8 protein-coding genes are annotated in these 15,982 nt (G+C 55.3%); 3 read left to right on the forward strand and 5 right to left on the reverse strand.

Annotated features, from left to right (window positions below; translation table 11 throughout):
• Nucleotides 1-18 precede the first annotated feature (18 nt).
• The 5 genes from M2103_RS02685 to M2103_RS02705 all read right to left on the reverse strand — a co-directional run bounded on the left by M2103_RS02685 (nt 19) and on the right by M2103_RS02705 (nt 11,395).
• On the reverse strand, nt 19-2,841 hold the full coding sequence (locus M2103_RS02685) for a Tat pathway signal sequence domain protein (protein ID WP_277508716.1): 2,823 nt from the start codon (nt 2,839-2,841) through the stop codon (nt 19-21).
• Nucleotides 2,777-5,146 (reverse strand): autotransporter outer membrane beta-barrel domain-containing protein, encoded by a 2,370-nt coding sequence (locus M2103_RS02690; protein ID WP_277508574.1) that lies wholly within the window; start codon nt 5,144-5,146, stop codon nt 2,777-2,779. The genes M2103_RS02685 and M2103_RS02690 overlap by 65 nt, the downstream gene beginning before the upstream one ends.
• Nucleotides 5,147-5,204: 58 nt before the next feature.
• Entirely contained in the window at nt 5,205-8,264 is a 3,060-nt protein-coding gene (locus tag M2103_RS02695) for a TonB-dependent receptor (RefSeq protein WP_277508575.1), read from the reverse strand.
• 69 nt (nt 8,265-8,333) lie between these two features.
• Nucleotides 8,334-10,790, reverse strand: coding sequence for a glycoside hydrolase N-terminal domain-containing protein (locus tag M2103_RS02700; protein ID WP_277508576.1), 2,457 nt, complete (start codon nt 10,788-10,790; stop codon nt 8,334-8,336).
• A 221-nt stretch (nt 10,791-11,011) separates the two neighbouring features.
• Nucleotides 11,012-11,395 (reverse strand): hypothetical protein, encoded by a 384-nt coding sequence (locus M2103_RS02705; RefSeq protein WP_277508577.1) that lies wholly within the window; start codon nt 11,393-11,395, stop codon nt 11,012-11,014.
• Between the two features lie 172 nt (nt 11,396-11,567).
• Between M2103_RS02705 and M2103_RS02710 the strand changes: the two genes are divergently transcribed.
• From M2103_RS02710 to M2103_RS02720, 3 genes are all read left to right on the forward strand, one after another.
• On the forward strand, nt 11,568-14,639 hold the full coding sequence (locus M2103_RS02710; protein WP_277508578.1) for a sensor histidine kinase: 3,072 nt from the start codon (nt 11,568-11,570) through the stop codon (nt 14,637-14,639).
• 15 nt (nt 14,640-14,654) lie between these two features.
• Nucleotides 14,655-15,296 (forward strand): response regulator transcription factor, encoded by a 642-nt coding sequence (locus M2103_RS02715; protein WP_277508579.1) that lies wholly within the window; start codon nt 14,655-14,657, stop codon nt 15,294-15,296.
• Between the two features lie 272 nt (nt 15,297-15,568).
• Entirely contained in the window at nt 15,569-15,910 is a 342-nt protein-coding gene (locus tag M2103_RS02720; protein WP_277508581.1) for a hypothetical protein, read from the forward strand.
• The last annotated feature ends 72 nt before the right edge of the window (nt 15,911-15,982 follow it).

The raw sequence follows: 15,982 nt of genomic DNA on the forward strand, positions 1-15,982 counted from the left end.
TGCGTAAGAGGCTTCATTTTAGAGTTCATCTCCGACCAACGAGAGACACTGGATTGCCGAGAGTCCCCATTGGGCGCTAAAATTGGTTGATATCCATTGGGCCTCATCAATGGGATTCAATACATCAGGTCCCTCGAAGCGCTTGGTTGCGAGGATAACTTTAGCCCAATCGGCAAAGTAACCAGGGTAATCAGGGCGCGCAAATACCTTCCATGCTCGTCCAGCGAGCTTGGAATCGCCGGTCATTTTCGCGGCGTAAGCGGCCAGACGTGAATTGGCCTGTTGGAGCACGCTGCCTCGGATGTTGGCGCCAAGTTCCGCGATGCGTTCCTCCTTCGGTGCGGAGTAAAGCGTGCAATATTGTAACCACGCTTTTTTGAATCCGGCATATTCGGACTGGTTTTCGGTAAGTTGTATCAATTCCGCAAAAATTTCCATTGCGCCAAAAACAGAATCAAGCGAGGAAACCTGTATATTATCGGCATTATCACCCGCACGACCGCGTAAAGTGAGCGGTTCGATGGATCCGTCGGTGACTTTGTAGCCATAAAGATCACTCGTAAAAAAACCGAGAGGCATTTCTCCCCAATCGCGCATTCCGCGCAGGAGTTTGTCGCGATATTTCGCATCCCCTCCGCGCTCCCATTCGGTGAGCCATGCGGCTGCGAGACTGGCCCAATCGATGCCAAAACTTATGCGTGCATCGTGATTCTTGAGTGGCGAGGATTGCCCGAGTTTGCGCGCCGGATCGACTGAGCTGAGTTTTGTATCAACATCCAATAGTTCGCGCATGAGATCGCCCACGCGTTCGTCCGCGGTAAGATAATAATAAATGCGACGATTTGCCGCGGTGCTGATTCGGACTTGTTTCGCCGAACAGCCCCAATGCTGGACGTTGTGTCGTGTGCCCAGACCGGCAAAACGTCCGCAATGATACACATCCACTTCGCCGGTGTGGCGCGTCATGGCCTCAGCCATGCGGAAGGCGTCAGCGCGGGCGCTGCGCAAATAATAATACCAGAGCCACAGATCGGTGGAGAGTTCGGAATTATCCCACGCGAAACCACCGATGTCGTATTTCCACACATGACGCTCGCGATCATAAGTGTGCATCACGTCGCCATAATTCCAAAATCCATACCAATGACGCTGCTCGATTTGGTTTTTATAAAAATCGAAATCCCAATCAAGGCGCTCCTCGATCGCCGCCTTTGCCGGCGTTGAGCGGTCGGGCAGCGAGAGCAGGTTTCCGAAAACTTTTGCGTCCAAAATGCGCTCCGGCGGACAAACCATGCGCGCGGGCTCGCGGACAAGCGCAGCCATGTCAACAATCGCTTCGCGTGAGGGAGTGGCGGCGAGAGCCCAGAGGTAAATCTCGCTTGTGCGGGCGACGCCGTGCGCGTCGCCATAGCCGGGTTCGTAATCCTCATAAGTGATTTCGAGCCCGCCCTTGTATTGTTTCTCGTGAGTGTCCTGCCCTAGTCCGTCGTGATAAAAGCGCATGTCCATCGCGGGTGCTTCGGGTGAATACATCCAGATGGTAACTTCGGCGGCGTCGGTATGCGCGTTGCGAATATCGAGTTGCGCGGGATGACGCTGCCAGAAATCGCGCAGACCAAAAACAACGCCGCCGCCTTTCGCGCCACCTATATAGCCGACACCCGATGCGCGGCGCCCCTGATCCGCGTCGATCCAACCGTGCCCGGCCTTGGTGCGTTTGCGAATCATGAAGCCATTTGCGGAAGTTTGCATGAGCGTGCTGTCGCCCCATGCGGGAATGTATTGGAGGCGTTCGGCAACCTGCGGGTTGAATGTCGCCACATCGGGGCAGGCGAGTCCGTTCAGTTGCGCATTTTTGATCGCATCGGTCTTGTTGTTTGCATCCGGATCGCGACGCAGGCCGGTCAATCCACACACGGCCTCCGCCCAAAGTCCGCGCCCCTCGCCGACGTAACGCACATGACGATCATGCAGCAAATCGGTCATCGGAACATCAAAGCGCATACCGAGGCCGCGAAGGAAATCCTTCTCCGCATCGCCATCAAAAACAAACGAGTGCATGACACGCAACGTTTCCCCCCCTGCGTAAAAGTAGAGCCGCACTGTAAACGGCAGCCAGTCGCGATTATTGCCGGAATGAAATCCTTTGATCTTTATCACAGCGCGAACCGGGCCGTCTTGTTCAACGGTGACGGATGTGATGCGATTCTGAAACGCATCGGTGCGTTGCGTGCCACCCGTGCCATCGAGATCGGGCGTCTGCGAACTGAGCGCGACGAGGCGGCCGTTGCTCAAAACCGTTTTTCCATTGCGCATGACCGATTTCAGAATCACGCCGCCCGATTTTCCTATAAAACAGCGAATTACACCTGTGTCGACTTCAACGGTTTCCGCTGCCTCGCGCACGACGATTGATTTTTCCGCAACCGCAGGCGCGCCGCTTGATAGTGTGAGATTACTGCCAATCGTTATGCCTGCAGGAATCGCGTGCGCAGTCCATTTGATGGAGCCATCCGGCCACCATGCGGTTGTCCAGCTTTGCACGGGGATGCTTTTCCCCGACGTATCTCGCAGAGCGAATGTGGTGTCCTTTGGCGTGCTGCCCTTTGACCATGGAACGCCCCATGTCGCGCCAACATTGATTGGTGGCGCATCGCCATCGAGCCAAGTGGCGGCGCTTGACGGTGCCGCGTTGAGCGGTGCGATACACAGCGCAATAATAAAGGCGACCGAACCATAAACACGCCGGGCTGTCATAATATATTTCCAAAAAGTATTAGAACCGGTATCCGACGCCTGCGCGCACGGAGATGGTTTGATCGACGATAATGTTGGAGTCATTGCCGTAACTGGCGAAAAGCGAGAAGCCGTTGGTATAATCAACGGAAAAACCGCCCTCAATGTGCCAGCCGTCGCGATCGAGTTTGCGCGCGTTGATTTCGAAGTCGCGTCCAAACGCATTTGCCCTGATCGCGCGGTCCTCGTTGGTGTCGTGCATGTAGTAAACGTTGAGGAAAGGTCGAATTTCCGCCTTGCCTTTGAGTATGGCGAATGTGCGGGAAAAACGGAAACCCGCGGAGAAAAGGGCCGATTTCGCACTCTGCTCCTCAACGCGAAGCGGCACAAGGATGTCGCCGGTTTCCGTAAATGCGTCGGCACGCCATTTTGTGATGGTAACGCCGGCAACAGGCGCGATCTCCAAGAGCGGCGTGGAAATGTTATAGGCTGCCTGAAGGCGAACTCCATAATGGCGTCCATCGGTGTCGGCCTTGGCGCGGTTGCCCAGGCGCGCGAGGGAAACGCTGCGGTTGGCGGAGTAATCGTCCGTGCCGAAAAATGCGAGCGCCTCGAACTGGAGGGCGTTTGTGCGGTAGCGTGCGTAGATCGCGCCGGTGATACTGGTGGAATCGCCATCGCTGCCGGAGTCATCCAGACGATAATCGGTATGATTGTAGGCAAGGACGGCGCCTGCAAGGAATGCTGGCGAAAAAGCATAATCACCGCCGAGATAAACTTCGTAGGGTTTGAAGCTGAAGTATTCATTTCTGGCAGTTGTCGAAATGGTGGATTCGGAGCGCGAGGCTTGCGTCCAGACGTTGAATTTTTTCGAGACGGCATCGCCCGCGCCGAACACGCCCAGACGATGCGATACACTTTCCCCGAGCGCGGTAACGGAAACTAGCGCGGCGGGCCACCATGCCTGATAGGCTTGCGGGCCTAGTTGATTTAGCACCTGCCCGTAGGCGCGCGCAGTGATTTGCTTGTCGAGCGAAAGGATAAGTTCGTCGGGAATAATGTCCATCGCGTCATCGACTATCTGGGCGATGGCGAGTTGGTTGGACGTCAGTCCGGAAACGGATGCAAAGGGTGCACGATCAATCGAAATCCATAATTCAGTTTCACTGCCAACGCCTTGGCGAAATTCGTAATCTGTGATGGAGGTGAGTGAAAACGCGTTTTCGTTCCAATTTGAAAAATCACCGGTAATGCCGCCAGTAATGGTGGCAACTTTATACTCGGCGGCGCGCAAAGCGAACTCAGAACCAGAGCCAACGCCCACCGAGAGCTGTCCTCCTGCGTCAATGACGAGGTCCCCGGCGATGATTAGTTGATTCCAAGAGGAATTATCAAAAAAGTAAAAGTCGAGCATACCGCCGTTTTTGATGGTGACGTTGCCGTTGACGGTGAGTGTGCCCGCGGTGTCGGCCGTCTGCCCACCCCCGCCAAGGCGCCCCGTGGCTTCCAGAACAACGTTTCCATTGATACGGCCTGTGCCGCCAATGTAACCCCTGCGGTCGCCAACATTGGTTATGCTGCCATTGTGGACGCCATTGACGAGAAAAGAGCCTCTATTGATCTGGGTATAGACTTCCGCGCTGTCACGATTCGCATATTCTATGACGCCTGTTTCACCAACAACAATGACATCGCCGTCGCTCTCGCCTGTGCGAAGCGCGGTGCCGCCCGCGCGCGTTGAGTAAATCGTGCCGGAAAGGACGGATGAATAGTTAATGTAGGCTTGCGTATTATCCCATGCCACAAGAGTGCCTTGCTCGGCGTGGAGCCTATTAAAAGTCGGAGAAGAGGCGGCACTGCCGAAGTGGATTTCCGAGCCCGTTTTCATTATTACGTTGGCTCCCCAAAAACCGCCGCCGCGAGCCGTCATCCAGTTACCGGTGGTAGCGGTGACATTGATGCGTGTGTGATCGCCGAGTGTGAGATTATAAGGCAAGTCGTAGTTATTGTTATTATATGAATAAAAGCCGGAACCGTCCATTTCGAGATTAAGCCATCCGCCACCTGTGCTTTGAAGCACTATGCTGGCCGAGCTCGTGGAGGGAGTGACCGCAAAGCCGCCGATTTTATATAGAACATCTGCGGTGCTATTTGAGGAAATCGTAAGATTTTGTGAACCATCAGTGACGAGCCACTGGACACGGTCGCCGGAGCCGGGAACGAGTCCCGAGCTCCAGTTGGAGGGGTTCAGCCAGTTCGAATCGACCGCGCCCGTCCAGTCAACTGTGGCGACGGGGCGCCCGCTGGCTTGCGCGAACACGCGTGGAGCGGCGCCGATTAGAACAAAGGCGGCCGCAAAGACGAATACGGCGAAAACGCGGGTAAAAACAGAGAAGGGTTGTTGTTTCATGACGGCGAGTATTAAATAATGATGTTTTTGTTTATATTAAAAGGAGCGCGCGCATGTTTCAGCGAAAGTTGGCTTTTATAGCCACGGCGATGGTTGTGCCGCCGGAGTAATGGCGCACCGTGCGGTCGTATTTTGTGTATTTTTCCTTTTCGTTGAAAACGTTGCGCCAGTCGAAAGACAGCGTCCACGTTTGGGAGAACTGCCAGTTGAAGCTAATGTCCCAGCGATCGTTTGGCGCCACGTAAATGCCGTCGTCGCCCATGCGGAAGGTTCCCTCCTCCGTGGAACCAACGGTGCTGGGGTTGCGGCGCAGCCAACTGTCGCACCAGTAATATGCCACCGTCGTATACCAACTGCGGGCGCGGTAGGTGAGGCGCGCGTTCAGCACCTTGCGCTTCATGTTGAGAACCTCAATATCGCCCTTCGGCTTGGCATAGCTGAACGAACCGTAGAAATCGAAATTTTGCAAAAGCGACGGCAGGAACTTGAACTGCTTGAAGTTCTGGCGATAGCTGAACTCGTAGCCGGTCATCTTGGCGGTGCCGATGTTCTGCATGGTTTTCACCCAGACTGGATAATCAAACCATTCCAGCAATTCCGGCATTATTCTGTCCGCCCAGCCCGTGGTTTCGAGAATATAATCGTCGATTTCCTTATAAAACCAACCGGCGGTCACCACGCCGGAGTTTGGCAGATAGTATTCAACGCTGAGATCGTAATTGGTGCTGTATTGCGGCTTCAGCCCGATGTTGGCGCGCTCGAATGTATAATATTGATTGTCACCATTCCACGAGAGGGAGTCGGCGGGCACGAGTTTCGTCATGTCGGGACGTTGAATGGACGTCGTGTATGCGGCGCGAAAAATGAGATCCGTCAGGGGCTCATATTTCAACTGCACATTCGGAAACCAGTTGTCGTAGGAGTGCTCTCCGTGCGCGATCTGGTCGCGAACGTCGACATCGGTGATCAGTGTCGGCGGCGTCGTGCTCCAGTCAATACCGCGCGACCAGCCCGAAGTTTCGACTTCCGTGCGCTCGTAGCGGACACCGGCCATTATATTGAAGTTGGAAATCTGCCACGATCCCATGAAGTAACCGGCGGCGACAGATTCGGAAATGTCACGTGTGTAGCGCGCCAAGAATTCGGCATAACTGGCTTCATTCCGTGTAAACATGCCGGGGTTTTCATAAAAATACGCCGAGACCAGATGAGGACTGACCCAGTTGGGAATGACGCTGCGGGAGGCTCCCGATGAATCCCGGAAATTCGGGTCTGTGAACTCACTGTAGTTCGGCGCTGCGGAGCCGGCCTTGAGGTTGTAATCAGAGCGGAAACTGTGCGTCTTGCGGCGCCAGTCTGTATAATTGCCGCCGGCTCGAAGCGAGAGCGGATGGCCGAGCAATGTCGTCGGCACATGAACATTGAATTTACCGCCATTGCGACGGTCGGTGATGAGCTGGTCGTAGCTCTGTATAAGCAGCGTGTTCCAGTTGTCCAAATTCAGCCAGTCATTGGTGCTGGTTGCGCCAACTTGGGTGATGGTCGCACCGTCCTCGTGGCGCGCGTCGCTCAGGACATAATGTCCGAGCGGGCTCTGAAGGGAGACACTGTTGATGCCATTGGCGCCTTTCGTGAAGGCACGCGACGCATAAACGTCGTAGTCAAGTTTTCCCCAGAAAAAGGTATGCTTGACTCCCGGATTAACGGACCAGTTCTCGTTGTAACGCCGTTGCGATGGAGCCCCGTTGAGGGACATGGACCAGTAGCCGTTGACATCCATTGTGTCGAAATCCGAGTTTGCCGAGTCAAACGTGGTTCCTGCAACCCGGCCGATACGAAGACGGTGATAGTAGCTGTCCAACTCCTTGCCGTCATTATATGAGCTTCTTAAGAAGACTGAGGTATTTCGGGAAATTTTATAATCAAGATTAAGTGCGGCCGTGCGATACTGATTGCGCGAGCTTCGCTCGGTCATCAGCCAGTCGTAGAGATAACCTTTCGTGTCGGCAGTGGGTAATTCGCCGGAGGGAAGCGTGGGATAAGTGTCGCCGAATTCGCCAAGCTCAAAACTGTAACGATAGTTTTCATAGGCGTTAAGAGTGAGCGAGACGCCGAGCGTGTTGTTCAAAAACGCTTCGGAATAGTATAAATTAAACCCCGGCCCCCATTTTCGTGACGGTTCGGCGCCTCCGGCGTTGGAGCCGCCAAAATCGAGCGCCTTTGTATTAAGGTTGAGGTTGAGGCCGAGCGAAACGCGGCGACCTTTTTGGTCGAATGCGTTTTTCGTAACCATGTTTACAACGCCGCCGCTGGCATTGGCCGGGGATGAAGGAGGAGGAACTTTATATACTTCGATGGTTTCAACGGCTGCGACCGAGAATGTTTTCAGCGAAACCGCGCGGTCAAAGTCATCTATCGCGCTGAGTCCGCTGTTGGCGAGGACATTCCCATCGGTGGTGAAGGTAGTGGCGTTCGGGCTGATGCCGCGTATCGAGAAATCTTTGACGTCTTCACCGTCGTAATTGACAAAAATACCGGGAATGTTTTTCAAAATTTCACCGGCGTTGGTGTCGAGAAGATTTCCAAACGCATCGGCGGAAACGACGTTTTTTATCACATCAGACTGCCGCTGCTGGTTGATGGCGAACGACTGGCCCTCGCGTTCGGCGGCGACAACAAACTTGTCGAGCAAATAGATCTCGGCGGAGAGTGTAAACTCAACATCAACGGTGGCGCCGCCCCCGACAGTCACGGTCTTTTTCATTTCGTCGAGGTCCGGATAGGAAACCCGCACCGTGTGCTCGCCAGGCGCAATTCCAGTGATCGTAAACACACCGCCGGCGCCGGTGGTTGTGACGGACGCGCCGGCCCCGTCGATGGAGACACGCGCGCCAATGAGGGCGTTGCCTGTCGCGGCGCTGTAAACCCGGCCGCTGATCGCGCCGGTGGCGTCCGCTTGGGCGCCAAGTTTAGGACTAAAGGAAAAAACAAGCGCGAGTGTCACCGCGACGAGCATTGCCCGCATGAACGCTCCGGTTTGTTTGGCTGCGGTTGCGATTTTTTCAAATGACAGGGCTGATGACGCCCGCGACGGGGGGAGGGTGGGTTTGCAGTTCATGGGATTGGTGGTGTGTATGTTTTGCTATAAAATATATAATATTACTTGTATTTTACTCTGTGTATAAAATCAGAGGGATACGGCCATCGTCACCGCCTTGCCGGCGGGTAAATCGACCTCAATTTGGCGCGTGTTGCCGGGCACGAATTTGACTCCTCCACTTTTCACGTCGCCTGGAAATTGCAGTATGACGCTCTGGTCTTTATTCGAGGTAAGCGTGAGCTGAATTTTATGCTTATCCCATGAGAGCGCGTTCACCTCCACTTGGCCGCTGCACAACAAGCCTTCCACTTTTCCTTTGTTCCATGCGGCGGGGAGCGCGGGCAGAATCTTGATTCGCCCCGGACGCGACTCGACGAGCATTTTCATAATCACCGACGGCATTCCGCCGCTGATATCCATATTGAAACGGTCGTTGTAATTATGTGTGGAGGCGAGATTGTTATACCAATATGGCTTGTTGACCAGATACTTGAGGCACCGGTAGGCAAGTTCGCTATCGCCGAGACTTGTCGCGGCCTGACCGAGCTGGACGATGCCGAAGGGCATGTTGCCGCTGGTGTGGTCCTTGTCGCGCCAATCCATTTTTTGCGCGACTAGTTTTTTGACGGCCTCTCGCAAGTCGGGGCGCTGGTCAAACTCGTCGTCCGCTTCGAAATAAAGGGCGTAGAGTTGCGAGGCATGGCGGTGGTCGATGCGGTCGACGAGCTTGGGTGTAAGCCATTCCTTGAGGATACCGTCGGCGTCGATCATGTAATCGGGCAGCTTGGCGATTATGGCCTCCCATGTTTGTATTTTGTCGGAATTGATGCCCAGTTCCCGTGACACGCTGATCATGTTTCGAAAAATTTCGCGAGCCGCGGCCACATCCATCGTCGCGTTAAAGCTCGCTTGCACGCCTGTGTTGAGCGGTGTGTTTTCCGGTGATTGCGCGGGCGAGAGCATATATTTCCCGTCCGGTCCGGGATAGAGATAATCCTCAAAGAAGTGCGCGGTTTTCTCCATGAAGGGCAGCGCGTGGTTGCGAAGAAAATCCTTGTCGCCCGTGTATTGGTAATAGTCGTAGAAAAACCGAGCGGCCCAAGGCGCTCCGGATACCCAAAACGCACCGGGAAACCAATCGTTGATTTGAGTGACAAATCCGTGCGACGAACTGTGCGCGGGCATCATAATGCCGCGGCATCCCATCAGGTTGCGGGCGTTTATTTCATAATAGCCCGTCATCGACTCAAGATATGAGAAGTAGGGCCACATGAGCTCGGGCATGTTTCCCGTGAGGTTCGCTCCGATGGCGGCTTGTATATTGCCGTTGTGCGTGTAGGCGCAATTCCACCAAGGCGCAAATGTGCCGCCCCACACGCCCTGAAGCACCGGTGGCAATTCCCCGGTGGCCGAAATTATATTATATCTTCCCGCATCAAACAGTTTTTCGATTAACGCCTTGTTGGGCTCATCATTTGCGCGTGAAAGTTCGATCAATTTTTCGGTCGGGAGCTGGTGATCCTTGGGGTCGCCTCCGAGGTTGAGTTTTATGCGGTTGAAAAGCTCACCGTGGATTGCGGCGTGCCTTTTCAGGAGCGAATCATAATCGGCGGCCACCCCAGCCAGCCGTTTGTCCATGTCGGCAAATTGCGATTTCTTGGGATCGAATTTGGGACGGACATCTATGAATATTATAATTTCCTTCGCGCCTTCGACGATCAGGCTCGCGCCTTCCGCCGTCATGGAGCCTTCCTTTCGATGTATATAAGCCATACCCTCCACGCCCTGGACTCCTCCGGGAAAAGCTTTCGTGAAACGGTAGGAGTAGCGAAGTGAGCGGCCGGACACGCTCGACTTGGCGTCCGCGACCATCGCGGCAAGATCGCGGTATGACCATTCCAGTTGGCGCGCGTTCAGGCTGTCCGACGGAATGGTGGTGCGCAGCCCTATTTTATATTTTACCCCGTAATTCGTCGGCGCGGTGAGTTTCATCACGGCAAAACCGTCGGCGCGCGAAACAAACACGCGTCTTTCATACCAGCCTTTTTCCCCCCTCCATCTGACGAGTGTTTCGCCGGTTTCAAAATTAACAGAACGCACATAATCTTCGACTTGTGCGTCTCCGAGAGTGCTGATTGTCATATCAAACGCAGGGACGAGACAATCAGGCATGATGAGCTTTTCCTGCTCCGACATTTCAAACGCCAAGTCCGCCGCCTGTTGATACAGCCCCCTGTCGATCATATTGCGTATTTCGAACAAGCGGTCGCCGTTTGCACGCGGTTTGTGCGGCTTGCCTTGCGGAAGGAAAAGCCGCTCGTGGGTGAATATGACAGTTTCATCCAACGGGCGGCTCATCATGTTTGCGCCAATTGTGCCGTTCCCGGAGATCAAGCCCTGCTCCCAAGTTTTCGCAGGTGTCACGCTGATGAATCCGCGTTCAGGTGGGACGAAGTGCTCACCGGCGCGAAGTGTGTGCGTGGTGAATACGCAAAGAATGAAAAAGTATAAACGCACCACACGACGGCCGAATTTCATGCTCATATATTTTGGAGTAAGTTGTTTTTTCATAATCGGGCCGTGATATGTTGAAGGGGGAAAAGAATGGTGCCGAGGCAAAGTTTATTGGGAAGGGGCGGCGAGGTATGCGGGCGTAATCTGAGGGTTGAAGTATCGGTTGGGCGGTGCGGTATAATAACAGACTGCCGGCGCGGCCGCCATCACCCATATAGGGGATTTTGCAGCGCGGACTGTGCCACAAGGTATTATTTAGCCTCGACCGGACCGATGTTGACGCCTTTGCCATCGACGCCGCCCAATTTCAACCAATACCAGTATTGCGTGCCGGCATCCGGCACTTCATCCACATATTTCGCGGGCGAAAAGCGCACGGCTTTTACCCTTGGAGCGCCTTTGCGCACCGGTTTGTCATTGCGCAAAATTTCAAGACTCTTCCATTCGCCCGGAGGCAAAGTCCATGTGAGGGTGACTTTGGCGCCGTTGCGCTCGATCTTGAGTTCGCCCTTTTGCACGGTGACGGACGCGGGGGCCTTTGGTTCGGTTGTTTTTTCGGGAGCCGCGCCGAGGGCGCACGAAAGAGTGATGGCTGCAATGCCGGCAAAAACGATGAACCGTTTTGTTATATTCATGATTATATTATTGGGATGAGGGTTTGGCGTGTTGGGGAAAACAAATGGGATAATTCCATGAATAATAACAAAAACAGCCCGCCAGTCATATCGCCCATTTGGGGGATTTTTTGGCGGTTGCATTCGTGCTAATATCCGTGCCGTTATGGTGGAAATGATACCTCGTCCGCTCATGCCAAAATCCATCTGTCCGCCACCCTCGAGCGGGTGGTGGCGCGGATTGCTTGGCATCGGTTGCGCCGCGTTTGTTTGGGGCGCGGCACTGAACGCAAGTCCCGTCGCGCAAGAGACCGCGCCCAGACATGCGTCCGATTTCATCACGCGCGGGTGGTATGCCGAGGACGGGCTGCCGCATAACGCCGTCAATAAGGTTATCAGGGATCCGCGCGGTTTCCTGTGGCTCGGGACACAGCTTGGGCTCGCACGTTTCGACGGGCGGCAATTTATAAACTTTCGCGTTCCCGATGATTTCACATTGGGCGGCTACAATATCCGCGCGATTGCATTGGAGGACGAACACTCGCTGCTAATCCTCACCGGCGGCAACAAACTGGTGCGTTTTCGCGACGGCACGTTCGAACTGCATCCGGCAAATGAGAAGGCGGCAGTGCCGCGCATGAGGGATTTGGCTGTCGATAAAGACGGGGCCGTATGGATTGGCACGGAAACATCGACGGTCCTGCGCTGGGACGAAAAGGGAGTGCAAACGTTCAGCACGAGCGATGTGGTGAGTGCGGGAACCTCGTATTTCAGTTTTGCAGCCGACGAGCAGGGGCGCATGTGGGTGGCAGCCGGTGATTTTCTTGGCTGGCATGACGGGGAGGGCTTGCACGCATACACACGCAATACGGGCCACGCATTTGTCGTCGCCCCGGCGCGTTCCGGCGGCGTGTGGGTGGCCGCGCGCGAGCACTTGGCGAAAATTGAAAACGGCCGATGGAGCATCGCATATGCGAACAAGGACTGGCCTGCAGATCGATATGGTGTTCAAGACATTTTCGAGGCAACGGACGGAACACTTTGGATTGCGACGCGGCGCGACGGCGTATTCCGTCTGATGGATGGCAGGCTTGCACAGGTGCCCCTGCATCACGAACGCGCAATGTCGATCACGGACGACATCGACGACAATGTGTGGCTCGGCATGAACGGCGGCGGCCTCGTGCGCGCCAAACCACGGCGCCACGTGTTGCTCAACACCGCCGCCGGTTTGCCATCGGACGTGAGCTCGTCGGTGTGCGCGGACGGCAACGACGCCCTCTGGTGCGCCAATCAATCCGGCGGCCTCGCGCGTGTGAAAGACGGACGCGTCAACGTCGCCATTATGGCGGGGCGGGAGAGCATTCCCTACATGACCACTGTCAGCGCCGACAAGCAAGGACGCCTGTGGGCGGGCTCCGTCAGCGGACTTTACTGGACCACGATCGAGGGTGAAAAAGCGCAGGACGGCAATGGCGAGAAATGGCCTTTGCGCCATTACGCCGGATTGGGAAAGGTCAATGTGCAGTCACTCTTCTGCGCATCCAATGGCGACCTTTGGGTGAGCTGGAGCAACAATCACCTCGGCGTGTTGCGTGACGGAAAGTTGCGCGAGTTTACGAAGGCCGACGGCTTCCCCGGCGGACGGGTTTCCAGCATCGCGGAGCGCAAAAATGGTGAAATCTGGATCAGCATCGTGCGGGATAAACTCCTCCGATTTGACAACGCCGACGGCAAGTTTGAGCAACACCCGCTTTTCGACGGCACGCGCTTCAACCGCATCCACTCGCTCTTTGTGGACAGCGACGACAACCTCTGGCTCGGCACAATCCAAGGCCTGCTCCTCTGGCGCGGCCCCGAGTCGCGGCTCTTCACGCAAACCGACGGACTGCCCGACGACACCATCAACCAAGTCGTCGAGGACAATCACAAACGCCTTTGGGTCAACAGCCGGCGCGGCATCTTTTATGTGTCCATAAAACAACTGCTCACCGCCGTCGCCGCGCCCGGGGCAAAAGTGCCGGCAACCCTGCTCGGACGCGACGAAAATCTCGACGGCATCTCCGGCCTGCTCGGCAGCCAGCCCATGTCGTGGAAAACCCGCGACGGACGCGTCTGGTTCATCACCTATCGTGGAATTATCGGTTTCAGTCCGCCCGATTCCGGCGACTCGCACAAACCGCTGCCCGTTTACATCGACGGCATCTCCGCAAACAGCCGCACCCTGCGCGCTCCGGCATCCGGTGGCGAAGTGCGCATCCCCCCCGGGGCTAGTCCTGTGGAAATCCGTTTCACCGCGCTCAACTTCTCCACGCCCGAACGCACGCAAACACGTCGCATGCTCGAAGGCTACGATGCCGGCTGGGTTGATGCCGGCAACGAACGCAAAGTCATCTATCCGCAGTTGCCGCCGGGACGTTACGTGTTTCACGTGCAGGCGGGCGACGAAGACAGCGGCATCCTTACTCAATCGGAGGCGTCGCTTGTCATTATCGTTGCCGCGACGTGGTGGCAAACCTGGTGGGTGCGCGCCCTCGCGCTGCTTGTTTTCGCCGCGATCGTGGCATGGTGGGCGCGCAGTATTTCGGTTCGCGTGCTCCGCCGCCGCCTCCGCCGCCTGCAATACGAACACGCGCTCGAACGCGAACGCTCGCGCATCGCCCGCGATCTGCACGACGACATCGGTGGGCGCGTCACCAAAATCAGTTTCGTCGCCAATAAGCTCCAGCGCAAAACCGACGATCCGCTCCAAAAGGAACAACTCGGCGGCATCGCATCACTCGCCCGCCACCTCATGGAGGAGCTGCACCGCGTCATCTGGACGATCGACTCAAAAAATGACAGTTGGCACGACCTCGCCGTGTATCTGACGCGCTACACGCAACGCCATCTTGCCGACACCGGAATCCTGTGCACCGTTGAAGGTGCTGAAACTATTCCCGACCTGCCCGTCACACCCGAAGTTCAGCACCACCTCCTCGCCATCACGAAAGAATCGCTCAACAACATGCTCAAACACTCCGGAGCCGATTGTGTGACAATCAAACTCGCCGCGACCGCCGGCGTTTTCCGCATGGACATAAGCGACAACGGCCGCGGTTTCGACACCACCGCGCAACCTGATCGCGACCGCAACGGTCTCAAAAACATGCGCGCGCGCATGACTGAAATCGACGCCCGCATCGATATCGCCAGTCGGCCGGGCAAAGGCACGCGCATCGCCGTCGAGCTCCCCCTCAAGTGCAAACCGCCAATCTTCGTTTAACACCACCACCTCGCCATGCCGCCCATCTCAATCGCAATCGTTGAAGACGACGCCGACCTTGCCGACGAAATCGTCGAAATCGTAAACGACACCCCCGACTTCAAACTCGTGTGTTGCTGCCGCAACATGGCCAGCGCGCTGGAAGCGATTCCACCGCTCAAGCCCGATGTGGTCATCATGGACATCAACCTGCCCGACGGCTCAGGCATTCAGGCTACGGAAAAACTCAAGCGCATCATCCCGCGCACCGAGGTGATGATCTTCACTATATATGAAAACACCGAGGACATTTTTCAGGCGCTCAAGGCCGGCGCCAACGGCTACCTGCTCAAACGCTCCACCTACGAAGAAATCGTGACGGCGATCCGCAACCTCATGAAAGGCGAAGTGCCGATGACGGGGGAAATCGCCCGCAAAGTCATGCAGTCATTCCGCGAGCCTCAGCCGGCTGAAAAAGAAGAATCGGCAAAGTCAAAACTCACACCGCGCGAAACTGAAATCCTGCAACTGCTGGCAAAAGGCTACACGACAAAAGACATCGCGCGCGAATGCTCGATCAGTTTCGACACGGTGCACACGCACCTAAAAAACATCTACGAAAAACTCCGAGTCCACACCCGCACCGAAGCCGTGGTGAAGTTTCTCAAGGGGGAGTGACGAGACGAAGCCCCGCCCATGCCTCTCTTGCAACCTTGCAAACTCGCATTTTCTGAATTCATCTCCAGAAATACAGGGAAGACGCACCCATGCAGAGCGACAAGTGGCCCGACAGTTCGTGAGAGTAGTATGGCATCCCGTTCATATGCTAGCGCAGTCTAAATTGCTTGATTACGTGGCGGCCTCGGATTTCCATTCTGTAATGACTTTTGCCCTGCATCCCACAAACACTGTAATTAGTGCAGTCATATAGCCGGTTGTTCAAAATAATTATGGTCGAACACCGCATTCTGTTTCCTCGCGATAAAAAGACTGTGCGCGACTTCGAGGAGTCGTCTGTAGACGAACGAAGTAATTACGAGGTCGAGGCGCTCACCTTGCTCCAAAAGATGGATTTTCTTCGTCAGCTCACGATGCGTGCGCCGCAGTTTCGCCCGTGGAACGGGGAGCCAGGGAGGCTCATTGCCGCCGCAGAGATTCCAACACTTCTTCCTGTCATAGTCGAATTGAGAAAGAAGACTCCAGATTTAGAGTTCGGTCGCGTGCTTGATCGCATCTACGCCAAATCCTGTAAGTCTCGCGACATTGGGCTACCTATTATACTTTTTCGCTGAGTTCTCAGCGGAAAAACCAAAAAAATAACCGCCCCAAAAAATGGGTTTTTGTTGATTTTTAAAACGTGAGGT

Origin of the sequence: Ereboglobus sp. PH5-5 (assembly GCF_029504805.1) — a bacterium.
Lineage (GTDB): Bacteria > Verrucomicrobiota > Verrucomicrobiia > Opitutales > Opitutaceae > Ereboglobus.